We start from the raw sequence: 26,342 nt of genomic DNA, 5'->3' as shown, positions 1-26,342 counted from the left end.
GCTATTCAAAATATCTGTGTGTCAATAGATCTGGATTTCTTTTATCTAATTCACCGCCGGTGATTTTATGAACCTTCACACTATCGTGTCGGAGGTTCACTATGTTCAAAAACCTATTTTTTCAAACCAAAGCACTACCAGAACTGTCATCTCAACTCGATGCAGAAATCCCACGCTACCCGCCATTCCTGAAGGGGTTGCCAGCTGCGTCCCCCGAGGATTTGCAGTCCACACAAGACGAGCTAATTGCCAAACTGCGCCAGGTACTTGGCTTTAACCAGCGTGATTTTCAACGTCTGATTCAGCCCTGCATTGACCATCTGGCTGCTTATGTTCATTTGTTGCCAGCTTCTGAGCATCATCATCACAGTGGTGCTGGTGGTTTATTACGTCATTCGTTGGAAGTTGCTTTCTGGGCGGCACAAGCAGCTGAAGGGATCATCTTTGTTGCCAGTGGCACACCGGTTGAGAAAAAAGAGCTGGAACCAAGGTGGCGTGTTGCGGCGGCTCTTGGCGGTTTGTTCCATGATATTGGTAAGCCTGTTTCAGACTTGTCCATTACAGACGAAGATGGACGCTATCAGTGGAACCCTTTTTTAGAAACCTTATCTCAGTGGACCGCTAATAATAGCATTGAACGCTATTTCATTCGCTGGCGCGACGGACGGTGCAAGCGGCACGAGCAATTCTCAATTCTGGTGTTAAACCGGGTGATGACACCTGAGTTGCTCGCCTGGTTAACCCAACCGGGCCCTGAAATTTTGCAAGCCATGCTGGAGGCAATTGGCAATACCGATCCAGAGCATGTCCTGTCTAAACTGGTCATTGAAGCCGACCAAACCAGTGTACAGCGAGACCTCAAATCTCAACGAATTTCCGTTGACGACAATGCCCTTGGTGTTCCAGTTGAACGCTATCTACTTGATGCCATGAGGCGATTGCTTGCCAGTTCCCAGTGGTTAGTCAATCAGCGAGACGCCAGAGTCTGGGTACGAAAATCGAATCAATCAACCAATCTTTACCTGGTTTGGAAAAGCGCGGCTAAGGACATCATTGAGCTGTTGGCCAAAGACAAGATACCTGGCATCCCAAGAGATCCTGATACCCTTGCGGACATCCTCATTGAGCGAGGATTGGCCACTAAATCCGTCTCAAATGAGCGATATGAAAGCCTTGCCCCTGAAGTGCTGATCAAAGACGACAAGCCAATCTGGTTACCCATGCTTCATATATCTGAGGCCGATTTATTGTTCAGCTCGAATGTACAGAAGTGGCCCCTAATTTTCGGACATGACTTTAAGTGATTGATCTGTTTGTATAGTACCTAAAAATACTGGAACAGATTATGACTAGAAAACGTAGAAACCACTCACCCGAATTTAAAGCTAAGGTGGCGCTTGATGCTGCTAGAGGTGATAAAACTGTCGCTGAGTTAGCTCAGAAATACAACCTGCACGCGAACCAAATCTCTACATGGAAAAAAGAACTGCTCGAAAATGCAGCCATGATTTTTGCCTCTGAAAACCAGTCAGGCAAGGACAGCTCTGAAGAAGTGGACAAACTGCACGCCAAGATTGGTCAATTGACCATGGAAAATGATTTTTTGGCCAAAGTGCTCGGTCGTTAGACCGAGCCCAGCGAAAGAGCTCGCTGGTTAAATCCACCCTATTGTCAATAAAGCGCCAGTGTGAGCTTCTCTGTATTGCTCGCTCTACTGCTTACTATCAACCCATAGGGCTCTCTGCTGAAGAGATTGAACTACGCCGCATGATTGACGAAATTCACCTTCAGTATCCGTTCATGGGGAGCAGACGCATTCGAAATGAGTTGGCTAAAAAAGGCCATAACGTTAATCGTAAACGTGTCGTTCGGCTCATGCGAGACATGGGTGTTGGGGCTATTTACCCCAAGCCTAGAACGACCCTGGCGAACAAAGCACACAAGGTTTATCCCTACCTTTTGCGTGATATCGAAGTCACTTACCCGAACCAAGCTTGGGCGATTGACATCACGTATATCCCGATGGCTAAGGGATTCCTGTATCTAGTCGCTATTATCGACTGGTATAGCCGAAAGGTGCTGTCTTGGCGGCTATCCAACACGATGGACACGAGCTTTTGTATCGAAGCCCTTGAAGACGCGCTTAAACATTATGGGCCGCCAGATATCTTCAACTCAGATCAAGGAAGTCAGTTTACCAGCACCGAATTCACACAGAAGCTAATCGAGCATGGAGTCAGGATAAGTATGGATGGGAAAGGACGCTGGGTCGACAATGTTTTCATCGAGCGATTATGGAGAAGCCTGAAATATGAGGAGGTTTACTTAAAAGCTTACATCACGCCCCGAGAAGCAGAGCTTGAAATCGGCGACTACATGGTGTTTTATAATGAGGAGCGGAACCATCAGGGACTCAATGACCTCACCCCTGATGAAGCCTACTTTAGTAGGCAGAGATACGCTGCATGAGCTGGATCAACCACTTAAGAAGTTAGCTTATGTGTCCAACCATTGGGGTCCACTTCTAGCTGCAATAGTGAGCAGAGCTAAAAACTTTGTTTTATTTCACAATGGATAATTAACCGAGGATTGCCCCGTGTTGTTCGAAATCCTTATTTCGTTGGTATTTGCAGCAGTAATTCTTTATCTATTTCATACCTTTAATACATGGGGAACTGACCGACAGTTCTACGAGAATTTGAAATCTCAATCATACAAGTTTTTGAGTGAAGAGGCGTTAGCCCAAGCTCTGCGTGAAGCGGACAAGGTAGAATTGGGTAAGAGTTTTCGGGATTACATAGTCGGTATACTTGAGCATACCGGTGAGGAAAAAATAAGAGTTGGTCATCTACTTTGGATTTTTGATCAATTAGAGGCAGGGATTGTGTTTGCTGATTGTGGCGTGATTCCGAAATTTACCGTGCATGATAACGTTTCATTTAAATGAAGTGTGCCATCAGGCTAGCGACTTATGTCAGACGCATTAGACGGACCTCTCTACACAATATTATTTCACACTCACTTTTCGACATATTCAAGCGTTTCCAGTATGATTAATCTCTGAATTTGTTATTTTTTTTAACCTTAACATCAAAATTATAGACAGGATTTATTAGCACATGGAATGGAAGGAACAACCTAAAGCATTCAAAATTTATTTGTATTCGATGCTAGCTATTGTTTTCTTGTTAGGTACGAGTATCGTTGTACTTGTTTTTGAACAATTACGTTATCAGAGTGCTGTTGATACGAGAGAGAAGTCTATTAAGTTGGCTGCGGAGCTTCGCCAGTCATCTAACGATTTAGCAAGGTTAGTAAGAACTTATATCATTACTGGTAACCCTCTTTATAAACATCAGTTTCAGGCTGCCGTTGAAATACGTGACGGGTTGAGAACGCGACCGAAGAATTATTCTCTTTCTTATTGGAATGTTAATGGAGCAGCCCCCGATATTTCAGAGTCGAAGCATGACGCCAGCGGTGACGGAATTTCGATTATTGAACTAATGCAAAGAGCTGGCTTTACTGAAATTGAATTACAAAATTTAAAGCTTTCTAAGGAAAAGTCAGACTTATTAGTGGCGGTAGAAAATAAAGCAATTGACCTTTTTGAAGAAAACGTACCGACAGATCCTAAAAAACGCGAAAAAGCTTTAGAAATGCTAGCAGATGATTTCTTTATCTCAACAAAGGCAGAAATCATGCGACCGATTATTGAAACTGAACAGATGGTTTTTGACAGGACACAATCCACTGTAAATATAGCAAAAAATAGGCTGATGCTAGTTATAGGAAGTCTATGTTTACTTTCGATACTTCTGGTTATTTTTATTTTTAAAATTGGCGTGCAGCTTCGTAAGATAATCGGCTGTTCTATTCCTGAATTAGAAGGCCATTTGCATGAGTTAGGGAAAGGGAATTTTTTAACGCCAATTATAGTTAAAGGAAATTCACGGGAAAGTGTTATCAGTTCGATAGCAAGAACTCAAAGGAAACTTGCAGAACTAAACCTTGCGCATTTCAAAGCCATAGTTGAATCTTCTGACGATGCGATTATCAGTAAGAATAGTCATGGAATTATTGCAAGTTGGAATAGAGGGGCTGAAAAGATTTTTGGCTACTCAGAGGAGGAGATAATCGGTCAATCAATGACATTGATAATTCCAAGTGAGAGGTCACACGAAGAGGCTGAAATTCTAAATAAAATTTCAAGTGGACAGAAAGTAGATCATTTTGTCACGCAACGCAAACACAAAAATGGTCAACTAATAGATATATCAGTGAGTATTTCGCCGATATATAATTCTGAGGGGCAGGTAATAGGTGCTTCCAAGATAGCGAGAGATATTAGTGCCGCTGTAGCGGCAGAGGCAGAAATTAAGCGCCTTGCATTCTACGATTCGTTAACAGGTCTTGCTAATAGAAGATTGTTGCAAGAACGATTAGGGCAACTACTACTATCAGCTAAAAGAGATAAATTTCCTATTGCATTGATGTATATAGATCTCGACGATTTCAAGTTACTAAATGATACTCAAGGTCATGAGGCAGGAGATCATTTACTTAAAGCCGTATCAAATCGATTAATAGAATCTGTTCGTGATAGCGATACGGTTTGCCGGTTTGGAGGTGACGAGTTTTTAATTATGCTCTCTGGACGCAACCAAATTTTCTCTTCTGATGCTTGGGTTAAAAAAATAGGCAAAAAAATAAGAGAACGACTAAGTTATCCTTACGATCTAGGGGCCGAACCTTATATTTGTACTTCAAGTATTGGAGCCTACATTCATAAAGGCGAAAAACTTAGTTCAGATGAGATTATTAATAAAGCTGACCAGGCTATGTATATCGCAAAAAAGAAAAAGAACGCTTTCTATTTAGTCTCTGGTAATTATGCGGATGGTTAGGGGCTTTGTTGCGTAAAAGAATAATCCACTTCACCAGTCATTCCTCAAGAGAGGATAAGCCCACTAAAACCTTATGACTTGGTAGATAGATGAAGTGACCTAAGAATTTTATTCTAAATGTAGGTAACAATTCTGCGTGAAATCACTATTACGCAACAAAGCCATGGTTAGGTTAAAAATTTTTATTTAAACGCATTGTTTTTTAATTGTTAGCTTTTTGTTTTGATGTGAGCTGTCCATTTTTCATTCATCGTTAATAGCGCTATCTGATGAAGAAGTAAAACACCTTCCAACAAATCAGGAGCGCTCTGGTAACAAATCCAATAAATAAAGGATTTGTTGGTATAAAAATTAGGGTTTCAATGCTTCAACCATTGACACGAGTTCACTGATACTCACATTCACACTCTCGATAGCTTTTTCGACATGCTCGATAGATTCATGACCTTTTTTCGCGATCACATTTATCTCTTTTAAACCGGTGTCAATTTTATCAATGAGCCCCGCGTTCTCCTTTACGACCTCCGCAATGTCGGAGGTTGCGGAAGCCGATCTGGCGGCAAGCTTTCTTACTTCGTCTGCAACAACTGCGAACCCTCTGCCGGAATCTCCAGCTCTTGCAGCTTCAATCGCCGCATTAAGTGCCAATAAGTTTGTCTGATCTGCAATAGAACGTATGGTGGTTACTATTTCCTGAATATTCTTTGATTTCAGATTTAGCTCTTGTCCTACTTGTGCAGTATTTTCAACCTGTGATGCGATTTGAACACTGGTATTCACGCTGTTATCCAGCTCTCGCATTGCCGTTGTTGTTAACGCTGATGTCTTTTCGGATGTTTGCGCCGCGAGGTTCATTGTATTAATGGCATTATTGACGCGCTCAGAAATATCTGACGCAAATTTTATCACTTTATAGACTTTACCTTGCCCATCAAGAATGGGGTTGTAAGTTGCTTCAAGCCAGACGCTCCTGCCAGACAGACTTCTTCTTAGAAATCGACCTGTCTGATAGTTACCGTTGGCCAAGTTGCGCCAGAAGTTTGGGTTATCACGATAAAAGTTTTCATCACAGAAAATTTTGTGGTGTTTACCCTTTATCTGTTCCAGTTTGCAATCCATAGCATTAAGAAAATTCTGGTTAGCATTGGTGATTGTGCCATCCGGGGTGAATTCAATTACAGCCTGTGAGCGGTTAAGTGCCGTAAAAACAGCATTCTGCGACGCAGATTCGTTATACTGCGCGGTGACATCAAAAGCCAATTTAACAACACGATACACCTTACCTTGTTCATCCTTAATTGGCACATAACGTGCGCCGACAAAGATAGTTTCTCTATTCTTCTTCATATATTTAAAGGTATCTCGCTGCGGTTTGTCCTCAAGGAGATTTCGCCAGAAGGTTGTATACTCGGGCCTCGATGTATAGGCAGTCTCAAACAAAATGCGGTGATGCTGGCCCAGAAGTTCCTGTTTACTGTACCCCATAAAGTCAGCAAACTTCTGACTCACTTCAAGTATTTCGCCTGAATGATTAAAAATCACCATCGCGGTAGCGTTTAACATGGCATTAAAGAGGAGTTTTTCATTAGAAACTTTTAGTGGTTCTGTTAAAGTGGGTGTTTTCTTTAGAAAGTCGAACATAATCAGTATTCTCTTTTATAGCTCAAAAGTAATTTTTCAAACTGCTCAACAGAGAGAGGTTTATCAAAGTAGTAACCCTGCCCCCAATCACAACCCAAGTCAGCCAGTAGCGTCGCAATTTCTTGAGTTTCAATTCCCTCAGCAAGAGTTTTCAAGCCAAAAATCTTTGCTGTTGAAATAATGGTTTTAACAATGGCGAGGTTTTTTTCATCATCAAGTATTGACTTGATAAAGTGCATATCAATTTTCAGCACATCCGCATTGATGTTTTTTAGATAACTTAATGAAGAATGCCCCATACCAAAGTCATCAATGGCAATCGCAAAACCTTTACTTCGTATCATATTTAAAGTTGATATTGCTTTATCGGGATCACGCATAATCCCAGTTTCGGTAAGCTCAAGCTCAAAATCATTTGGCTCTAACCCCGCTTGCTCTATCAAAAATAAAAAACCATTAATTACAGACTCATCATCAAAGCTTTTCGCTGAAATATTAACCGCAAGTTTGAAGCGCAAATTTTCTTGCGAGAACACTTCTTTTTTCTGCCAACTGCGTTTCAGTTCAATAACACGTTCTAATACGAGATGCGTCAACTTATTGATTAACCCTCGCTCTTCAGCAATTGGAATAAAAGATCCTGGCGAAACTTCGCCAAGCTCTTCGTCTCTCCAGCGCACCAGAACCTCAGCACCGACTAACTTATGTGTTTTTAAACAAACTTGAGGTTGAATGACGATTCGCAGATTATCAGGATAGGAGAGTAAGGTTCTCTCAAGTTGCTTTGAGATAATTGATTTTTTCTGAATCCTTTCACCCACTTCAATATTAAAATAGCAACTGGGTAAACCGGACTCTTTGGCCATATTAAGTGCTATATTGGCACCTCGTGTTATTGCATCAAAGGTATCCGCATCCTGAGGATATAAAGCAATTCCAGCTCTTGCATTGATACTGACTTCACCCTCTAGGGTTTCGAGCGGCTCAGCGAGAGCTTGTTGTAACCTGTTGACCATTATTGATGCCGCATCAGGATTAGATAAAACGGCTGCAAGCGCAAAAACATCAGAATTTAAACGGGCTAAGGAGTCAAACTCTCGATCTATGTCATTGACGATAGGTAAAGTCTGGCAGTCCTCGTTATCAAAGATACAACGCACTAAAGTATCTGCACCGCGGATGTTTTTTGCTAATCTGGGGCCGACCGCTTGGATGACTGCATCACCCGCTTCGTATCCCATTGTTTCGTTAATATCTTCAAGATTAACCAGGTCGATATATACAATCGCGATGGTATATTGATATCTCTCTGCAATTTTAAGAAGGTATTTAACTCGGTCAGAGAATAAATTTTTATTAGCCAGTCCTGTTAGCTCATCAAAAAATGCCAATTGCTTGATGCGGTGCTCTTTGGCTTTAATGTCACTTAAATCGCGCCAAATTACCTGGATAGCGTTTTGTCCAAGGTAGATGACTGGAGTGAGCGTTACCTCTATCGGTATATGCTGACCTTTTTTCGTGATATGAAGCCATTCAAAACGCTGGTAACCCTCTGTTGAGGCTTTATTTAAAAGAACTTTGGCGAGCTCTTTGCTGTTGTTTTTACCTTGGTTCAGTGGTGAAAATTGAATAGGCGACAAACCAATCAGCGCTTTGCGGTCAGACAAGCCAAAAAGTTTTGCGGCTGCATCATTACAATCAGTAATCACAAAATCTGGGCTGATTATGCCCATCGCATCCTCTGATTTATGCAGCAAATTCACCAAGCGCTTTTCGTTTTCACTTTTGAGTCTTTCATAATCAAGCTGCGCTGAGATGTCACGAATTATATTGACGACGACTTTTTGGTTAAACGCGGTTTGTACAATCTGCATACTAATTTCTGCAGGATAGATGTTGCCATCCCCTTTGTGATGTTGGGTAACAAAATGCAGCAGCTCCACCTCACCCATTTTGAGTGGCTTCAAAAGCCGATCGAACGATTGTGCATCGTAGCTCGGCTTAAATTCGTAGGGCTTCATAATTTGTAGCATCGCCCAACTCCGCCCAAGTTGACGCTGTGCAGCAAGGTTGGCATATAAAATGTCCAACGTTTCGGCATCAAAAAATAGGACGGCATCAGCGATTTGATCCACAACGCTTTTAAAGCTGGTCAGTTCGTCCTTCCTCAAGCGCTCTTGAGTTATATCCAGTTCAACCGAAATATATCCCGAGTGCTCTCCAAGTTCATTAAACGTAGGGTTGCAACTGATGCGACTCCAAAAGGTCTCTCCACTCTTTCGATATTTAAGTAATTCAATTTCAATGGACTTTTTCTTTGCGACTGCTTTTTGTAACTTCAAAAGGTCAAAGCTGTTAGTCTGCGGCCCGGTTAATGTTGCCCACGGCGATTGACCCGCTAGCTCCTCCAAAGAATAACCAGAGATTCGTTCGAAGCCGGCATTACACCAAGTGATGTTGTAATCACAATCTAAGATCATTACCCCGTTCACAGTCTGTGTAGCAACTAATGCAAGGCGGGCGTTCTCTTCCAGTGTCAGAGCAAGTTTATTTTTAATCTCTCTTGCTTCAGATAGCGATCCCAAGGTTTCTAGGATGGGGTTCAGTTTCTCAACGTCAGATTGTTCATAGCCGTTGGCTGCGTTAGCCAGACCGACCATTCCAATCAACTTACCATTATGTTTAATAGGCAATCCAAGGAAGGAGGAGAGCTTGGGATGACCATGTGGTGTGCCACCAGCACGAGAATCATCCTGAGGATTGTTTGAGATAACAGCTTGGCCGGTTGTTAATACTTCACCCAGTAAATTGTGATGATTATGGAACTCTAAGCCATCCGCCTTACTTCTTTCATATAGCTCACGGGTTTGATGGTCCCAGCTGATATTTGTCAAGACGCGGACTTTCAGATATGGTCGTAGTTGCGAGTCTTCCAGCACCTCACCAATCAAACCGAACTGACTATCTGTCAGAGCGATGAGCTCATTAAGTAAAAGGCTAAGTGCACTGCCATACGACTCATTAAGTATAAAAGCGCGCTGAATCTTAGCGATGGCATTGCTGGTACGAATTTGAAAATCGTATTTGTCAGAAATCTGCTGCCTTGACTGCTCAAGTGTCTGGTGGCTAGCGTACATGTAGGCGTCAAAGGCTAGGGTGATATCCAGCAGCGCGACTTTGTAGAGCGCAGTTAACGTTGGCTCGATACGCTCCTTATCGCTATTCAATATCACACTGACGAATTTACAAACGAGATCTAAGTAAACACCGTAAGCGCCAATATACCATTGCGGCGTCAAACCAACCCTTTGGTGCGCAATGCCCACTCTAATACGATCTTGGGCGTAGTCGAATCCATAATCGCCGGCAGTTAATTTCCTAAAGTACAGTTTTTGTGTTTCTTGAAGTTTGCTCATCAGGTTAACGTCATGCAGCATCTTCGATGCATGGTCAAACTTTAAAAGATGCTGATAAAAAGCATGAATAAGCTCATTCTCATAGGCATAAAGTGGTTTATGAATGGCTTCGAGCAATTTAATTTCGGTAGTTGAAAGATTAATAAGAGCTTTACGCTCATCAAAAGAGACGGGGTTGATGTTTAATCGCTTTAGTACTTCTTCCACTCTCATAGCGCACCTGTCTTTACTTCGTTAACAACCAGTGATTGATTGCTTGTAATAATTCATCGGGATGAAACTTAGCGATAAATTGGTCTGCGCCGACTTTCTTAACCATTGACTCGTTGAACACACCGCTTAGTGATGAGTGCAAAACGACGTGAATATCTTTTAAAAGTGGTTCAGATTTAATCGCGGATGTCAGTGTGTAGCCATCCATTATTGGCATCTCAATATCAGAAATGACCAAAGGTATTCTCTCTGCAATTACTGCTTTATGTTTTGCCGCAAAGTCTTGTAAATATTGAAGTGCAGATTGGCCATCATTAACCAGTTTAGACGGGATATTTACACTGTCTAACACGCGTTTAATCTGATTTCTGGCCACTGCTGAATCATCCACAACCAATACTTCAATCTCAGAGGTGTTGAACCCTTTAAGCTGTTGCGCCGTTTCAGCTTCAATTTCATAGTCGTTGGGCATGATCTCCGAGAACACTTTTTCAACATCTATGACTTGAATGAGCTTGCCTTCAATCTCTGTCACTGCGGTTAGGTAATGACTTTGCCCTGCTCCTTGAGGTGGAGGTTGAATTTGACTCCAGTTCAGATTAACGATGCGATCAACTGCCGAAACCAGAAAGCCTTGGATATGGCGGTTGTATTCCGTCACAATCACAAAAGCCTGTTCGGGATAACGTATCGGCTTACCTGTCGTAGCTTCACTCAGGTCGATAACGATAACTGGATTGCCACGAAGCTGCGCAATGCCCTTTATAAAAGGGTGGGCTCCTGGCATTTCAATGAGCTCAGGTACACGAATTACTTCCCGAACCTTAAAGACGTTGATGCCAAAACGCTGATGACCATTAAGGCTAAAGAGGAGTATTTCAAAGCGATTTTGACCTGCCAGATTTGTCCTTTGGTCAATAGACTTCATTAACATATTCATTTAAAACGCACCACCAGCTCGTGTAGCTCTTCAGATATTTTCTTAAGGTGCTCTAGAGAGCTTGCTGTTTTATCAGCAGAATTGGCGCTTTCATCGGCCAATGTTGAAATACTTACAACCTGGCGATTGATATCTTCAGCCACATGAGCTTGCTCCTCTACAGCTGCTGCCATCTGTGTCGTCATATCGGATATATGCCCGACTGAGGCAACGATTCCTTGCAGCATATCTCCACTCTCAATGACTTTTGACAGCCCCTCGTCAGCGTCAGAAGCACCTGATTCAGCTACTTTAACGGCCTCGCTGGATTTTAGTGAGAGAGCTCTGACAATCTCGTATATTTCTTTCGTAGAATCTTGGGTACGTTTTGCAAGATTACGCACCTCTTCAGCAACCACGGCAAAACCTCGACCTTGCTCGCCGGCACGCGCTGCCTCGATAGCAGCATTTAGCGCAAGTAAGTTGGTCTGTTCAGCAATCTGTTCAATTATTTGAGCTGCTTGGGCAATTTTCGTCGTTTGTAGCTCTACATCAACAACGGATTTCGAAATGGTCTGGACAGTTGCTCTAAGTTTTTCAATAGAGGCGCTTGTTGTTTTGGAGAGTCCTCCACCGGTTTCGGCCAGATTAAATGCTTTATCAGCTTGTGAAGCGGTATTGGAAACATGATGCGATACCTCTGAAATAGTTGTCGTCATCTCATTCATCGCTGTAGCAACCTGAATCGTTTCAGATTGCTGGTGATCAATAACCTGCTTAGATTGTTTAACCAAGTCAAATGAGGAAAGTGTTTCGCGCGCTACTCTTTTCGCGGCATCATCAATGCGGTTGATAATAGTTGTCAGATGAGCTTGCTGGCTCAATACAGAGACTTCTAATGCGCCAGTAAATCCGGACTTATTGGTGTAGGTGAGAACTGCGAGTTCATGCGAGAAAGAACGGCTTAGTAATTTCTTTAAGTCAGACGCTCTGGCGTGGTCTTTCACATTGACCCAAATTGCATAGATCGCAATGACGGCTAACAACAAACTCCCTGATAACTCTTTGTAACCAAAAAAGAATGTCGCAAGCGCGATAGCGACAGACACCATTAAAAAAATGTTAGGCAGCGATATAGGTAACGGTTTAGGTAAATTACTTCCCGCACTCAAGCGGCGGTATAATCTGTCTGCTCTTTGTACATCTTCTGCTCTTGGGCTTGAACGAACAGATTCGTACCCAATAACTTGTCCATTAGCTGTCACGGGTGTTACATAAGCGTCTACCCAGTAAAAGTCACCATTCTTACAACGGTTCTTAACCAACCCCATCCATGCTTTACCCTCTTTTAGATGTGACCACATCACTTTGAAAGCCATCGCTGGCATATCGGGGTGTCGAACAATATTATGTGGCTGGCCAATTAACTCCGATCTGGAAAATCCGCTGACCTCAACGAAAGCGTCATTACAATCAACAATATTGCCGTTTTTATCCGTAACTGAAATCAGCTTCACAGACGATGGGAAAGTTTTTTCGTTAGATGTAACAGGGAGGTTTTTACGCATAGATAGCATCTGCGTGCATATTAGCTTACTAAAAAGAATGCGCATTTTACATCATGTAGGTGGATTAACCTAGATCTATTAGTAAATATTTATGTGCACCGAATTTGTGCAAACTGATTGCGCTATCCTTATTTACTGTGCTTGGTGGGGTGTATTTAAAAGTTTACATTACCGATTGAGCTTCTGATTTATCAACTTGGCATTTGCTACGAGTTCATTGATGTCAAATGTTGTATGACCTAACCCCATCAGTGGTATGAGCCCAACGACCATCGATGACAGCAAGATAATGTGATTGATTTTGTCTGTTTGAGTTTGAGCTACACCAGCATCATCAATTTGCTTAAATATTATCGTTCTGTAGTATTTAGCCAGTCTTTGCGCAATTTCTGGGGAGTTAATTGCCTGTTTCCAGATAAACACCATTGTGTTAGCAACCTCTCGCTGAGATGTCCATCGCATAAAATGCTCTAGTGCATCATCCGAAACCAAGGTGTTTTTAGCATCAAAGTTTTTGTAAAACGATTCAGGAAGCAGTATGGTGTGTCTTTCGAGAAGTCTATCAATAATTGGTAACCGTTCACCAGTAGGTACTTGATTTGCTCGCTATAGGTTGAACACGTTGGGATAGGGTTGGCGTGCGGTGACCGCTTGTACTATCTCAGAGAGTACTGCATACGTTGATAGTCCGCGTTTTTTACACGTCTCAACAAGCGAGTGGATGCGACCTCTAAATTTATCACCCGCATCGGATGTCGTTCCATAGCTGATTTTTCTCTGAATGACGCAACCACGTATGCGCCTCTCCGCTTCATTATTTGTCAGCGGTATTGAGGTATCGTTCAGGAACAACCATAAGCTTTGCCTATGCTGCTGCAATTTTTCGCATCGTCCTTTATATCTTTGGACTATCAGTGTACTGCCTTTTTCAAGCCAGTCATCGAGGGATTTTTGCAGTCGTTGCATTCGCCGAAGATATTGACCGTGCGTGATTTCCTTTCTTTCAAGACGATGACGAATACGGAAAATCATATTGGCAATCAGAGTTAAACGACGGCCGACGTAAGCGGTATATCCTCCGCCACTATAGTCCGCTATTTGTTGAAGGTTACGTGTGACATGCGACCAGCAGAGTTGATGTTTTTCTGGGTTTATCCAGTTGTAGCTTGGGCATTGGTCACTCACAACGAAGCCTGAGTAATGTTCACCAAGCACCGTTTTCGCAGAATGCATGGAACGAGAGAATAAGATTTTCTCATAAACAAGGTTTTCACTGGCCACAAGCCAGCACCATCGAAGCCCTTCTTCGTCATTACGAGGATGAGAGGTTTCATCAACATGTACCAGTGGTGCGGTTTGGATACTATCTCGAATGGCTTGGTGGAGTGGCGTTAACATCGAAGCGACTTTCGTTTGCGCTTCGCTAATGGCTCCAATAGAGAATGTGGTTCCAAATTGCTCTTTCAGAAGTGAGCGGGTTTTACGGATACTTAAATGGTACTGACCGGCTAATACCGCAATATAGCTGAGAAGATTCGGCCCCATGATCCCTTGAGAAACATGGTCAGGTTTCTTTGCTCTGAGCAGTTCATTGCAGTGCTGGCATTGTCCTGAATACAGTCGGTACTCAGTAATATCTATCGTTGGTTTAGGAATTTCATGGACCTGGTGACGATAAAAAGGCGTGTCATGAACCGTGACGTCAGTGTTACCGCAACATGGACAAGTTGAGTCAGGAAAGCAATCAACCACGACATCACTGTCTTTTAGTTCTGAGAGTTGTCGTTGATGCCCTGAGTGACCCGGTTTAGCTCCGCGCGAATGGCGACCACCAGAGCTTTGAGCTTTTTTCTTTCAGCTCGCTCTTTTGGCCCATCGGTTGAAGGAGGTTTTGAAGAGTTGGAGCAATTGGTCTTGAGTTTATCTTCATAAAAACGCAGTTGTTCCCACAGCTCTTGAATGAGTGCGTTAGCTTCTTTGATATCAGAAGCCACAGGTGGCGCTTCTGTGAATTTGGATTTTTTCATTTTCATGCAAACAGGATGACGCTTAGAAATGATCACTCAACAGTAAAATGTGGATCCAGTGCTGTTGATCACATTTGATATGTCAATGGGGGGCTGGTGAACGGTTACACCGAAAGGCTGCCTTACCTTGGTTTGGGTTTTCGATTGGGTTGTGCTTCAGAAAGCTTCGAATCAAAGTCCAACCAGATTCCTCGCAACGAATCAGGAACTGATCTTGTTCTAACTCATTTAACGCCTTGGCAACCTGTTGCTCATCCCAGTTCAAGTCAGAAGCAACGTAACCAATCGGCAGTCGAAAGCAGCCAAGCAAATTACAATGCGGGCATGTAAGCAAATACAGTCCTAGCAACTTCGCTGAGTCACTCCAGGACAAAACATTTTGCTTTAGCCAAAAGCGGGTATAGACCTTGCCATAATCACGCATGGAGGAACTCGCTTTTGTGTTTACGTAAAATGCTGACCATTATTTGCCCTTAATCCTACTGGTTACTGGCTTTCAGCTCGCTTGGGCATTCGGGATAGATGTCCGGTCTTAACTGGGATCGGGTTACCTGTCCTTGCGTAGCTTGTTCGATGGGTAAAACGAATTCAGCGGGAACACGCCCTGATTTATTCAACCAAAACCAGACGTTTTGCTGTTTTGAGTTGATGGCTCGTGCTAATGCTGATTGCCCGCCGACCAAGTCAATGGCACGGCGGAGATGTTTTTGTGTCGTGTTGAACACTTCCATACCGTCTCCTGTTACAATAATAACTGTTACAAGATTGAATGTTACAGTTTAAACTGTAGGTAAGTCAACAGTTAAAATTGTTGAAAGGCTACAGTTTTATTTGTAGAATGCGAGCTTATGAAAACTTTATCCGAACGACTAAACCATGCCTTGCAGCTTACTGGGGTGACTCAGTCTGAGTTGGCTCGTCGCATTGGTATCAAACAACAGTCGATCAGCCAGATTTGCTCTGGTAAATCGGCTAGGTCTCGTTACACCATGCAGATCGCGGAGGCGCTTCGCGTGAATGCTCATTGGCTCGCCACAGGTGATGGCGAGATAGGCTTGGGGGTCGGTAATGTAGAAGTTGGGCCTGACATTAAGGGAAGAATTCCTCTCATTAACTGGGTTCAGGCCGGTGATTGGACTGAAATAGCGGAGGGATTTGCCCATGAAGATGCTGAAGAGTGGCGTGAAGTCACTGGGAAAGCACATGAGGGTTGTTTCGCACTTCGCGTAAAAGGCGACAGTATGGAAAATCCAAGCGGGAAAAAATCCATACCTGAGGGGGCAGTGATCGTTGTTGATCCTGAGTTACCGTACTCTTCAGGTTCATTGGTTGTTGCGCGTTTGGATGATTCGAAAGAAGCAACCTTTAAGCAGTTGGTCATTGATGGTGAACAGAAGTACCTAAAACCTTTGAACCCGCAATACCCTGCAATACCGATCAACGGCAACTGCACCATCATCGGTGTAGTACGACAAGCTATCATCGATTTCTGGTAGCGAAGGAATTTGTGGTTTAGCCACAGTTGTTCATGAGCTGAAGAAGCAACGATTGCAAACAGCTACAACTGAGCATTGGCGCACGCTGAGAGTAAATGGTAACCGATTAGATAACCATTGATTGTTTATAAAGTCAAGATCAGCGAAAATAGCGGCCAATTACGATTAACACGACGGATTTGACAAGCGAAGAACTGAAAAGAGAGTACTTCCAAAAGTGTGTACAAATCCGTGTACAAACTAAAAGAATTTATACATGGCAAACCAAGATTTTCTTAATGAAATCAATAAGCGAAGGACCTTTGCTATCATCTCTCACCCGGATGCGGGTAAAACAACGATTACTGAAAAAGTGCTCTTATTCGGACACGCGATTCAAACGGCGGGGTCAGTGAAGGGGCGTGGCTCGAGTAACCATGCCAAATCCGACTGGATGGATATGGAAAAAGAACGTGGGATTTCGGTAACCACGTCAGTGATGCAATTTCCTTATCACAATTGTTTGGTTAACTTACTGGATACTCCGGGACACGAGGATTTTTCGGAAGATACTTATCGTACATTAACGGCAGTCGACTCGTGTTTGATGGTCATTGATGCCGCAAAGGGTGTCGAAGATCGAACTCGTAAACTGATGGAAGTCACTCGCTTACGTGATACGCCAATTATCACCTTCATGAACAAATTGGACCGTGACATTCGTGATCCCATGGAGCTGTTGGACGAAGTTGAAACAGAACTGGGCATGATGTGCGCGCCAGTCTCTTGGCCGATTGGTTGTGGTAAGGAGTTTAAAGGGGTTTATCACATTCATCGTGATGAGGCAATTTTATACTCGACCGGGCAAGGACATACCATTCAAGAAGAAAGAATCATTAAAGGCTTGGATAATCCAGAGCTGGATAATGCGGTGGGTGAAGAATTAGCGACACAGTTACGTGAAGAACTCGAATTAGTGATGGGTGCGTCGAATGAGTTTGATCGAGAGCTGTTTTTATCCGGTGAATTGACGCCCGTCTTCTTTGGTACTGCGTTAGGTAACTTTGGCGTTGATCATATGCTTGATGGACTGACCGAATGGGCGCCAGCGCCACAACCACGTGCGACGAATGAGCGTAAGGTGGAAGCTACCGAAGAAAAATTCAGCGGTTTTGTCTTTAAAATTCAAGCCAATATGGATCCAAAACATCGAGACCGTATCGCGTTTATGCGCATTGTGTCTGGTACCTATACGCAGGGGATGAAAATGACCCACGTGCGTACTGGAAAACAAGTGAGTATTTCTGACGCCGTGACCTTTATGGCGGGTGATCGTTCTCGCGCAGAAGAGGCGATTGCTGGCGATATTATCGGCTTACATAACCACGGTACTATTCAGATCGGTGATACTTTTACACAAGGTGAAAATCATAAGTTTGCTGGTATCCCGAACTTCGCGCCAGAATTGTTCCGCCGAATTCGCTTGCGCGATCCTTTGAAACAGAAACAATTGTTGAAAGGATTAGTGCAATTGTCCGAAGAAGGGGCGGTACAGGTATTTCGTCCTTTACAAAACAACGACTTGATCGTCGGTGCTGTCGGTGTGTTGCAGTTTGATGTGGTGGTTGCTCGTTTAAAATCTGAATACAATGTGGATGCGATGTATGAAGGCATTAATGTCGCAACTGCACGCTGGGTTGAGTGCGATGATGAGAAGAAATTCGATGAATTCCAACGGAAAAATCAAAGCAACTTAGCATTGGATGGCAGTAATAACCTAAGCTATATTGCGCCAACAATGGTTAACCTCAACTTAGCGAAAGAGCGTTTTCCGGAGGTTAACTTCCGCGCCACACGCGAACACTAATGGTTAATATAAATAAAAAAACCGCTGATTCTTCAGCGGTTTTTTTATTATTAAGCGATGGTCGTAGACTTATTTCTTTTTAGCCGGTTTCTTTTTCGGCTTAGATTTTGTCTTAGCTTTGGTTGTGTCTTTTTTCTTTTTCTTCTTAAACACCGCTTTTTTATGTGTTGGGCGCAGGTCTTTAATAAAGCGTTCTTTAATCTCTTCTTGGATATAGCGAGCAACTCGGTCAACCATTGGTTGATCATGCGCCTCGATTAAGGAAATGGCATTCCCTTTTTTGCCTGCTCGTGCTGTACGGCCAATACGGTGTAAGTAAATGTCTGCGGTACGCGGCATATCAAAGTTAATCACATGGCTGATATCTGGCACATCAATACCGCGAGCAGCAACATCGGTTGCCAGGAGTACGTTCACTTCACCACTGCTAAAGCGTGAGATGGCATTATTACGACGGTCTTGTGGCATTTCACCTTGGATCCAAGCACACGCGATCTCGGCTTTATCTAATTCTGCACGCAATTCGGCTAAGCGCTCACGTGTCTTGAGAAAGATAATCGAACGTTCCGCTTGGTGGGTGAGAATATGTTTAAGTAATGCCAACTTATGCGGCATGTTATCGGCACGATGGTACCACTGCGAGATCTTCTTACGCTCACGGCGAGAGGGATCGGCGTCGATGGTTGCCGGATCGGTTAAGAGATCTTCTGTGAACCCTTCAACACCTTTGCCTTCTAGCGTTGCAGAAAACAACAGGGTCTGTTTACGCCAGCGACATTCTGTTGATAAACGATCCACGGCAGGGGCAAAGCCCATATCCAGCATACGATCAGCTTCATCCAAAACGAGCCATTCGATCGCACGACAGTCAAAGCGTTCAGCTTTAATGTATTCTAGCAAACGCCCCGGTGTGGCCACGACAATGTCTTGTGTATGGGCGAGGAGATCCGCATGTTCTTGGTATTGCACGCCACCTGTGATGGTGAAAATTTTAAAGTCAGTATTTTTCGCGAGAGCTTTGGCTTGCTCTGTGATTTGGATGGCGAGTTCACGAGTGGGCGTTAAGATCAGCACTCGTGCTGGCCCAGGCTTACGGCGTGGAAAATCCTGTAAGTATTGCAGTGCAGGAATGACGAATGCCGCCGTTTTTCCTGTCCCTGTTGGCGCCGATGCTAAAACATCTTTACCATCCAAGGCTTGGGGGATTGCTTCAGCTTGAATTTGAGTTGGGCGAGAAAAGCCCATTTCTTCGATCGCTTCAACAATATTTGAGTCCAGTTCTAGGTCAGCAAAGGTTTTGATCACAGTGTCGTCTCCGCAGGGTATGGAATGCCCAGTAAAAATAAGTCGCACATTATAGGGGGATTCTGCCTCAGATCACATCTTAATTTCTACATCTTCAGATAAAAATCTCGAGTCAACGACGTAAATGCTTGAGTGTATTGGCCATTATGACGTATCACCAAGGTTTCGTGCGCGGTTGTGGTCGGCTGTAAAGTCAGTTCGATCAGGATTCTTGAGGCGGATTTTTTTTCTGTCGTTGCTACATAACAGCATCGTTGTATGAACCATCCATTCGCTTGTGCTTTTTGTATAAATTGCTCGCCTTCGGTGGTAGGGAGAATAAATGCCGCCGTACCACTTGGCATTAACAGTTGGCGACAGTGCGCCAGTAACCTGCCATGAGGAAGGCTGGTGGTATGACGAGCTTGAGCTCGCGATGTCTGCTGTGAGCTTTGCCCAGTCGTGAAGTAGGGGGGATTACAGATGATCCCTGAATAGTGATGAGTGGTTTGACAATCCAATACATTGCCATGGTGTGCTTTTAATCGTTCCGGCCAAGGGGAATGTGAAAAGTTAAGTGACGCTGCCTGATAAGCATTCCACGCAAGATCAATGGCGTCAATATGAGCGTGGCTATGTCGTTGCGCGCACATTACGGCCAATAAACCACTCCCTGTACCAATATCTAAAATCCGCGACTGAGGGGACGACAACCCCCAAGCTCCAAGCAAGACTCCATCGGTGCTGAGAGGCATACCTAAGTCGTGAGGGATTGCGAGTGTAAACTTTTTAAATCTAAAGATTTTTTCATTCATACAGGGTAAATGTTTATATTGGTTTTGGGTGATTTAAAAGAGATATTATCTAACTGAGCACGGTAGAGTAGATAATTATTTTTATTTATTTTGATTGTGACGCTGATTTACTTTGGTTTTTTATTCTGTTTTATTGGTTTTAATGCAGTGTTTAACACTGTCATACACCTAAATTCATGGAGTAATGTAGCGTTTATCGCTTAGGTATTGCTAATTGTGCATGAATTCTTCATTATTCGCGCCAGATTGGGGAAATGTATCGACCCAACGCTTCAAACACAATATCAAATCAATAAATAACTAAGGATTATCTGTGAATCAGCGTTTAAAATTAACAGATATTATTGCTATAGGCTTTATGCTTTTTGCGTTCTTCTTGGGCGCGGGTAATATTATTTTTCCACCGCAAGCAGGACAACTCGCCGGGCATCACCTGTTACCTGCCATGAGTGGGTTTCTGGCAACCGCCGTTGGTTTGCCATTAGCGGGTATTATTGCTGTTGCGATTTCTGGCGGCAGTTGGGGGCATCTTACTAAAGATCTGCCGATTCGCATATCGACGATCATTGCGAGCTTAATGTTTATCATCATTGGTCCAGCTTTTGCTGCTCCAAGAACCGGGCTGGTGGCTTATGAGATGGGAGTCAAGCCGTTGCTTGATAATCCAAGTAACACCACGTTAGCCATTTATTCCATGGTGTTTTTTGCGATAGCGATGTTCTTTGCATGGTCTCAAGGAAAGCTGATCGACATGATCGGTAAGCTGCTAACACCAGTGCTATTTGTTTGTTTGGCTATTTTAGCCGTGGCCGTGTTTATTGATCCTCAAGGGAATCTGATGGCTGCGCAAAGACAATATGCGGCCGCACCGTTTACCACTGGGTTCTTTGAAGGTTACAACACCATGGACACGTTTGCTTCTTTGATGTTTGGGATCTTAGTGGTCGAAGGGTTGCGCAGTAAAGGCATTACCGATAAAAAAGCCACGACTAAATATCTTATCAGTGCCGCATTCATTGCCGCTGGAGGGTTAGCGTTTGTCTACGTTTCTTTGTTTTATCTTGGCGCAACCAGTTCGACGATTGCTAGCGGAGCGGCCAATGGAGGCGATATTTTAAGCCTCTACACTCAAGCACTGTTTGGTGGTTATGGCCAGATTGTGTTGTCTATTATTGTGACGTTAGCGTGTTTAACTACCGCCATTGGTTTGTTATCCGCTGTCTCTGAATATTTCAGTGGCATCAGCCGTTTGTCTTATCACCAATGGGTCATGATTACTGGTGTGGTATGTGCTGTGGTTGCCAATGTCGGGTTGAATCAGTTAATTTCCATTTCTATTCCAGTGTTGTTCGCGCTCTATCCTGTAGCGATCGCGTTAGTGGCGTTGGCCTTTATTCGTCGTTATTTGCCAAACCCTGTTTTGGCTTATCGCTTGGTATTATTGGTTGCCTTCATTTTTGCCTTGTTTGATGCCGCAAAAGTATCAGGATTAGATGTCTCTTGGTTAAGCTTCCTCCCATTATTTAACAAAGGGTTAGGCTGGCTAACACCGTCTTGCATTGTGCTCATTGGGATGTTTTTCGTCTCTGAATCTCGTCCTAATCGTCAATTGGATTGAGTATCACGCGAGAAAAGCAAAAGGCAGTGAGCATTCACTGCCTTTTTTGCATCTACAGTCAGAGTAAACAAGCCATCCTGTTTCCATAGTTTGATGAGAACGAGCAATAATGAGTACGATAGCTTTCATAAGCAGGCGATCGGCGAATTACTATGATTTTTTCCTGTATTCTGTAACGGTTTTTCAGTAGAATTCCTCGGTTAAATTCTATTCATAAATACTAAGTTAATATGTTTGAAATCAATCCAATTAAATCCCGTCTTCAGGATGTGTCAGAGCGCACAAATATCCTGAGGGGGTACCTTTGACTATGATGCGAAGAAAGAGCGTCTAGAAGAGGTTAATGCAGAATTAGAGCAACCGGATGTTTGGAACGACCCTAAGCGAGCACAAGCGTTAGGTAAAGAGCGTTCCGCATTGGAAGCGATCGTTGATACGATTGTTCAACTCGATCAAGGGGTTGATGATATCGAAGGGTTATTAGAGCTGGCGGTGGAAGCCGAAGATCAAGAAACCTTTGATGAAATTGAGCCTGAGTTAGCCGATTTAGAAACCCAATTAGAAAAGTTAGAGTTTCGTCGAATGTTCTCTGGTGAACAGGATGAAGCGGATTGTTATATCGATCTGCAGTCTGGTTCCGGCGGTACAGAAGCGCAAGATTGGACGTCCATGTTGCTACGGATGTATTTACGTTGGGCCGAGGCAAAAGGTTTCAAAACGGAAGTGATCGAAGTCTCTGAAGGCGAAGTTGCCGGGTTAAAATCGGCCACCGTACGTGTGTCCGGTGAATATGCTTATGGTTGGCTACGCACTGAGACCGGTGTACACCGTCTGGTTCGTAAATCCCCATTTGATTCGGGCGGCCGTCGTCATACCTCGTTTGCCTCTGCATTTATTTATCCTGAGATTGATGACAATATTGAGATCGATATTAACCCAGCGGATTTACGTATTGATGTGTACCGTGCCTCTGGCGCTGGTGGTCAGCACGTCAACACAACCGAGTCAGCGGTGCGTATTACCCACTTGCCAACGAACCTTGTGGTACAGTGTCAAAATGATCGCTCTCAGCATAAGAACAAAGACCAAGCAATGAAACAGTTGCGTGCGAAGTTGTTCGAATACGAAATGCAAAAACAGAATGCTGAAAAGCAAGCGAATGAAGATGCGAAATCGGATATCGGCTGGGGTAGCCAAATCCGTTCTTACGTACTCGATGACTCACGTATTAAAGATTTACGCACAGGTATTGAAAACCGCAATACACAAGCGGTTCTCGATGGGGATTTAGATAAATTTATTGAAGCTAGCCTAAAATCTGGCCTTTAAACTTTTTACCGATAAAAAACAGGGTACATGCAAAATGACTGATGCTGTTCATAACGAAAAGAGCGAAGCTCAACTCGCGCAAGAAGAAAATAAACTGATTGCAGAACGTCGCAGCAAGCTGGAGCACATCCGTAAGGATTCTAAGGCGAACGGCCACCCAAATGACTTTCGTCGCGACAATTTAGCCGGTGATCTTCAAAATGAATTCGGTGAAAAGACCAAAGAAGAGCTAGAAGAGCTGAACCATGTGGTAGCCGTTGCGGGACGCGTCATGGCAAAACGTGGTCCCTTCATTGTATTACAAGAAACCACGGGTCGAATCCAAGCGTACGCATCTAAAGATGTACAAAAAGAGCTGAAAGAGAAATATCAAGGCTTGGATATTGGCGACATCATTGGGGTCAAAGGCGCGTTGCATAAATCTGGTCGTGGTGACCTCTACGTCAATATGGCGGACTATGAGTTGTTGACCAAAGCCCTGCGTCCACTACCAGAAAAATTCCATGGCCTGACCGATCAGGAAATGCGTTATCGTCAACGTTATGTGGATTTGATTGTGAATGAGGATTCACGCCAAGCGTTTATTATTCGTTCTAAGCTAGTCAGCGCGATCCGTCAGTTCATGTCATCTCGGGGATATCTAGAAGTGGAAACGCCGATGATGCATTCTATTCCTGGCGGTGCAACGGCACGTCCTTTTATTACTCACCATAATGCGCTAGATATTGAAATGTATTTGCGTGTGGCTCCTGAGTTATATTTAAAACGTTTGGTTGTCGGTGGCTTTGATCGTGTGTTCGAAATCAACCGCAACTTCCGTAACGAAGGGCTATCCGTTCGTCATAACCCAGAATTTACCATGATGGAGTTCTACCAAGCGTACGCTGATTATAAAGATCTGATGAACTTAACCGAAGAAATGTTAAGTCACGTCGCGCAAAGTGTGCTCGGTTCGACTTCCGTACAATATGGTGACGAAGTGGTTGAGTTCGGTGGCACATATGCACGTTTAAGCATGCTAGAGGCTATCAAGCAATACAACCCTGAACACGCTGATATTCAGGCGCTCGATACCGATGGAGTGCAAGATCGAGACACTATGGTGCGTATCGCCAAGTCTGTCGGTCTAGAGGTTGAGCCGTTTTGGACATGCGGTCAGTTATTAGAAGAGATCTTCGGTGAAACGGCTGAGCCTAATCTCATTCAACCGACCTTCATTACTGGCTACCCAGCTGACATTTCACCGTTAGCACGTCGTAGTGATGATAATCCGTTCTTTACTGATCGTTTTGAGTTTTTCATTGGTGGCCGAGAAGTGGCGAATGGTTTCTCGGAATTGAATGATGCGGAAGACCAAGATGCTCGCTTCAAAGCACAGGTCGCTGCAAAAGATGCCGGTGATGATGAGGCGATGTTCTATGATGCGGATTATATTACGGCACTAGAGCATGGCTTACCGCCAACAGCAGGACAAGGGATCGGTATTGATCGTTTAGCGATGTTATTTACTAATACACATACGATTCGTGATGTAATTTTATTCCCAGCAATGCGTCCACAGCAATAATTATATCTAGCTGATATATTGATAAAAAACCGCCGAATAGGCGGTTTTTTTATTTACCGTACTCAATTCTAATAATTTTATAACATACCGTTGGCTGAATATTTGACAATAGCTAAAAAGAAATTACCTACTAGTCTTAAAAATGAGACAGACTAAATATAAAAGTCTGGGTATTGTAGCGAGTCTCATATGATGCCAAAAGTAACGTAGCAATTTGAGGTTAGATAAGGAAACGGGTACATGGAAACACAATTTCGTATGGATTCAAAGTCCGGTTCATTGATTCTCGTTGGAGGAACCTATGAACCATGGCTATCAGTATTAGAGCAAGCTGGCTGGAACGGGCAACTGTGCTCTGATCTTCGTAAGGCGGATGTCTTATTTAGTGAGACAGGACCATGTATTGGTATTATCGATTTTAGTAACGATGAGTTTAGTCTTAATGGTATCGCTAATTTAGTGAGTAACCATAAACACGTTCGCTGGTTAGCTTTCATTCGTGAATCTCAATTAGCTTCCGATACTATTTGCCAATTCATTGTGAACTTTTGCATTGATTTTTTTACGGCTCCAATTCCTGATGCTCAACTATTAAGTACGATTGGTCACCAACTTGGCATGCTTAAGCTAGAGAAAAGAGTATGGCCTCATTTTGGTAAAAACAATGACCTTGGCTTAATTGGCGAGTCTGATGTTTTGAAGAAACTGCGTGAACAAGTAAAACGTATTGGACCAACCGATGTCACCATCTTGATATGTGGCGAATCAGGTGTGGGAAAAGAACGAGTGGCACGCGCCATTCATCAAACGTCTTCTCGCTCACAAAAGCCTTTTGTCTCAGTTAACTGTCGTGCCATGTCAGAAAAACGCTTAGAAAGTGCGTTATTTGGTATTGATAGTGAGTCTGATGAGAAAATACTGTCTTTACAAGCGGATGGCGGTACCTTGTTATTGAATGATATTGTGACTTTGCCTAAGCGCCAGCAATTGAATTTACTCAAATTTTTGCAAGAAGGCTGCATCGAGACACAGCAAGGTATGCGAGAGCTTGATATTCGTATTTTAGCGTCCAATTCTTCTGATATCGAAAAAGCACTTTTAGCCGGGGATTTCTCGGAAGAGCTCTATCATTACATCAATGTCTTGCGTATTAATGTCCCAAGCTTGAAAGAGCGTTCAAGTGATATTCCTACGCTCGCTCAGTATTTTCTGCAATTGTATTCGAAAGAATATAATGCCCGGGCGCGAAGCTTTTCTGAGGATGCGCTTAAAGCCTTGTCCAGTTATACATGGCCGGGAAATATTCGTGAATTAATGAATTTAGTTAAGCGCAGTGTTTTATTATCAGAGACTGTCATGCTTAATGAAGCGGATCTCGGTTTACCAAAACGTGTTGCGAAAAAACAAAGCTTGAAAAAAATTCGCGAAAATTCTGAACGCGAAGCTTTGCTTATGGTGTTAGATGCGAATGGTGGACAAGTCTCTCATGCTGCGAAAGAGTTAGGAATATCTCGAGCAACCATGTACCGTTTATTGAATAAGCATAAATTAATTTCCGATACGCACTATACATTATAACGACGAATAACAACGGTAGATCCTCCTGTTGTGAAGATAAATATGAGTAATGATCTATTTCATTGAGGAAATATAAGGATTTAATACAGAGTCTTTGTCTGTTTTATGTATTTATACA

The 26,342-nt window shown here is 43.3% G+C and carries 19 protein-coding genes and 2 pseudogenes; 10 read left to right on the top strand and 11 right to left on the bottom strand.

The genetic code is table 11. From position 1 onward, the window contains the following. Window positions 1–101: 101 nt before the first annotated feature. The 4 genes and pseudogenes from mobH to EAE30_RS15790 form a co-directional block, all read left to right on the top strand. Window positions 102–1,286: pseudogene (gene mobH / locus EAE30_RS15805) on the top strand (MobH family relaxase); the annotation flags it as partial. Between the two features lie 59 nt (window positions 1,287–1,345). Next, a protein-coding gene (locus EAE30_RS15800; protein WP_123016776.1) for an IS3 family transposase occupies window positions 1,346–2,469 on the top strand; the annotation gives its coding sequence in 2 pieces (ribosomal slippage) (window positions 1,346–1,598 and window positions 1,598–2,469; 1,125 coding nt in all). A gap of 127 nt (window positions 2,470–2,596) precedes the next feature. Continuing rightward, the gene (locus EAE30_RS15795; RefSeq protein WP_123016775.1) at window positions 2,597–2,947 is read left to right on the top strand and encodes a hypothetical protein; all 351 of its coding nucleotides are present in this window, start codon (window positions 2,597–2,599) and stop codon (window positions 2,945–2,947) included. A gap of 172 nt (window positions 2,948–3,119) precedes the next feature. Next, a complete protein-coding gene (locus tag EAE30_RS15790) occupies window positions 3,120–4,907 on the top strand; it encodes a diguanylate cyclase domain-containing protein (RefSeq protein ID WP_123016774.1) in 1,788 nt (595 codons plus the stop codon). 351 nt (window positions 4,908–5,258) lie between these two features. Here the strand turns inward: EAE30_RS15790 and EAE30_RS19155 are convergent, their stop codons facing one another. The 9 genes and pseudogenes from EAE30_RS19155 to EAE30_RS15750 form a co-directional block, all read right to left on the bottom strand. Continuing rightward, a complete protein-coding gene (locus tag EAE30_RS19155; RefSeq protein ID WP_123016773.1) occupies window positions 5,259–6,548 on the bottom strand; it encodes a methyl-accepting chemotaxis protein in 1,290 nt (429 codons plus the stop codon). 2 nt (window positions 6,549–6,550) lie between these two features. Then, window positions 6,551–10,177, bottom strand: coding sequence for an EAL domain-containing protein (locus EAE30_RS15780; RefSeq protein ID WP_123016772.1), 3,627 nt, complete (start codon window positions 10,175–10,177; stop codon window positions 6,551–6,553). 13 nt (window positions 10,178–10,190) lie between these two features. After that, a complete protein-coding gene (locus tag EAE30_RS15775) occupies window positions 10,191–11,117 on the bottom strand; it encodes a chemotaxis protein (protein WP_123016771.1) in 927 nt (308 codons plus the stop codon). Continuing rightward, the gene (locus EAE30_RS15770; RefSeq protein ID WP_123016770.1) at window positions 11,114–12,664 is read right to left on the bottom strand and encodes a methyl-accepting chemotaxis protein; all 1,551 of its coding nucleotides are present in this window, start codon (window positions 12,662–12,664) and stop codon (window positions 11,114–11,116) included. The genes EAE30_RS15775 and EAE30_RS15770 overlap by 4 nt, the downstream gene beginning before the upstream one ends. A 168-nt stretch (window positions 12,665–12,832) precedes the next feature. Continuing rightward, complete coding sequence (locus tag EAE30_RS15765) at window positions 12,833–13,126, bottom strand: hypothetical protein (protein ID WP_123016769.1); 294 nt, start codon at window positions 13,124–13,126, stop codon at window positions 12,833–12,835. A 144-nt stretch (window positions 13,127–13,270) separates the two neighbouring features. Further along, window positions 13,271–14,416 carry an IS66 family transposase gene (gene tnpC, locus EAE30_RS15760; protein WP_315972111.1) on the bottom strand — a complete coding sequence of 382 codons (1,146 nt, stop codon included), beginning with the start codon at window positions 14,414–14,416 and terminating at the stop codon, window positions 13,271–13,273. A gap of 14 nt (window positions 14,417–14,430) precedes the next feature. Then, a complete protein-coding gene (locus EAE30_RS19205) occupies window positions 14,431–14,691 on the bottom strand; it encodes a DUF6444 domain-containing protein (protein ID WP_315972110.1) in 261 nt (86 codons plus the stop codon). 109 nt (window positions 14,692–14,800) lie between these two features. Then, window positions 14,801–15,115, bottom strand: a pseudogene (locus EAE30_RS15755) (hypothetical protein); the annotation flags it as partial. 55 nt (window positions 15,116–15,170) lie between these two features. After that, entirely contained in the window at window positions 15,171–15,422 is a 252-nt protein-coding gene (locus EAE30_RS15750) for a helix-turn-helix domain-containing protein (RefSeq protein ID WP_000451746.1), read from the bottom strand. A 117-nt stretch (window positions 15,423–15,539) separates the two neighbouring features. Between EAE30_RS15750 and EAE30_RS15745 the strand changes: the two genes are divergently transcribed. After that, entirely contained in the window at window positions 15,540–16,187 is a 648-nt protein-coding gene (locus EAE30_RS15745) for a LexA family protein (RefSeq protein WP_000854920.1), read from the top strand. 256 nt (window positions 16,188–16,443) lie between these two features. Beyond that, window positions 16,444–18,033 (top strand): peptide chain release factor 3, encoded by a 1,590-nt coding sequence (gene prfC, locus EAE30_RS15740; RefSeq protein WP_123016768.1) that lies wholly within the window; start codon window positions 16,444–16,446, stop codon window positions 18,031–18,033. A 69-nt stretch (window positions 18,034–18,102) separates the two neighbouring features. On the opposite strand, the gene srmB is transcribed toward prfC, so the two are convergent. Together srmB and EAE30_RS15730 are read right to left on the bottom strand one after the other, a co-directional pair. Continuing rightward, the gene (gene srmB / locus EAE30_RS15735) at window positions 18,103–19,338 is read right to left on the bottom strand and encodes an ATP-dependent RNA helicase SrmB (protein WP_123016767.1); all 1,236 of its coding nucleotides are present in this window, start codon (window positions 19,336–19,338) and stop codon (window positions 18,103–18,105) included. A gap of 86 nt (window positions 19,339–19,424) precedes the next feature. Then, complete coding sequence (locus EAE30_RS15730) at window positions 19,425–20,132, bottom strand: tRNA1(Val) (adenine(37)-N6)-methyltransferase (protein ID WP_123016766.1); 708 nt, start codon at window positions 20,130–20,132, stop codon at window positions 19,425–19,427. Window positions 20,133–20,445: 313 nt separating this feature from the next. Between EAE30_RS15730 and brnQ the strand changes: the two genes are divergently transcribed. From brnQ to EAE30_RS15710, 4 genes are all read left to right on the top strand, one after another. After that, window positions 20,446–21,750: a branched-chain amino acid transport system II carrier protein gene (gene brnQ / locus EAE30_RS15725; RefSeq protein ID WP_123016765.1), complete on the top strand. Its 1,305-nt coding sequence runs from the start codon at window positions 20,446–20,448 to the stop codon at window positions 21,748–21,750. Window positions 21,751–21,980: 230 nt separating this feature from the next. Next, window positions 21,981–23,079 (top strand): peptide chain release factor 2 gene (gene prfB / locus EAE30_RS15720; protein WP_123016764.1). Its coding sequence is split into 2 segments (ribosomal slippage): window positions 21,981–22,055 and window positions 22,057–23,079, totalling 1,098 coding nucleotides; the frame shifts between segments, so codons are not numbered across the junction. 34 nt (window positions 23,080–23,113) lie between these two features. Then, a complete protein-coding gene (gene lysS, locus EAE30_RS15715; protein WP_123016763.1) occupies window positions 23,114–24,646 on the top strand; it encodes a lysine--tRNA ligase in 1,533 nt (510 codons plus the stop codon). A 240-nt stretch (window positions 24,647–24,886) separates the two neighbouring features. Further along, the gene (locus EAE30_RS15710) at window positions 24,887–26,224 is read left to right on the top strand and encodes a sigma-54 dependent transcriptional regulator (RefSeq protein WP_123016762.1); all 1,338 of its coding nucleotides are present in this window, start codon (window positions 24,887–24,889) and stop codon (window positions 26,222–26,224) included. The last annotated feature ends 118 nt before the right edge of the window (window positions 26,225–26,342 follow it).

This window comes from Vibrio zhugei, from assembly GCF_003716875.1.
Taxonomy (GTDB): domain Bacteria; phylum Pseudomonadota; class Gammaproteobacteria; order Enterobacterales; family Vibrionaceae; genus Vibrio; species Vibrio zhugei.
Note: the sequence above shows the minus strand (reverse complement) of the source record. Positions and strands in the feature narration are given on the sequence as shown.

Bases quoted from the DNA above. Each gene is read 5' to 3' on its own strand.
- EAE30_RS15790 (WP_123016774.1), top strand. From the start codon at position 3,120: ATGGAATGGAAGGAACAACCTAAAGCATTCAAAATTTATTTGTATTCG.
- EAE30_RS19155 (WP_123016773.1), bottom strand. From the start codon at position 6,548: ATGTTCGACTTTCTAAAGAAAACACCCACTTTAACAGAACCACTAAAA.
- EAE30_RS15780 (WP_123016772.1), bottom strand. From the start codon at position 10,177: ATGAGAGTGGAAGAAGTACTAAAGCGATTAAACATCAACCCCGTCTCT.
- EAE30_RS15775 (WP_123016771.1), bottom strand. From the start codon at position 11,117: ATGAATATGTTAATGAAGTCTATTGACCAAAGGACAAATCTGGCAGGT.
- EAE30_RS15770 (WP_123016770.1), bottom strand. From the start codon at position 12,664: ATGCGTAAAAACCTCCCTGTTACATCTAACGAAAAAACTTTCCCATCG.
- EAE30_RS15765 (WP_123016769.1), bottom strand. From the start codon at position 13,126: ATGCGATGGACATCTCAGCGAGAGGTTGCTAACACAATGGTGTTTATC.
- EAE30_RS19205 (WP_315972110.1), bottom strand. From the start codon at position 14,691: ATGAAAAAATCCAAATTCACAGAAGCGCCACCTGTGGCTTCTGATATC.
- EAE30_RS15750 (WP_000451746.1), bottom strand. From the start codon at position 15,422: ATGGAAGTGTTCAACACGACACAAAAACATCTCCGCCGTGCCATTGAC.
- EAE30_RS15745 (WP_000854920.1), top strand. From the start codon at position 15,540: ATGAAAACTTTATCCGAACGACTAAACCATGCCTTGCAGCTTACTGGG.
- prfC (WP_123016768.1), top strand. From the start codon at position 16,444: ATGGCAAACCAAGATTTTCTTAATGAAATCAATAAGCGAAGGACCTTT.
- EAE30_RS15730 (WP_123016766.1), bottom strand. From the start codon at position 20,132: ATGAATGAAAAAATCTTTAGATTTAAAAAGTTTACACTCGCAATCCCT.
- lysS (WP_123016763.1), top strand. From the start codon at position 23,114: ATGACTGATGCTGTTCATAACGAAAAGAGCGAAGCTCAACTCGCGCAA.
- EAE30_RS15710 (WP_123016762.1), top strand. From the start codon at position 24,887: ATGGAAACACAATTTCGTATGGATTCAAAGTCCGGTTCATTGATTCTC.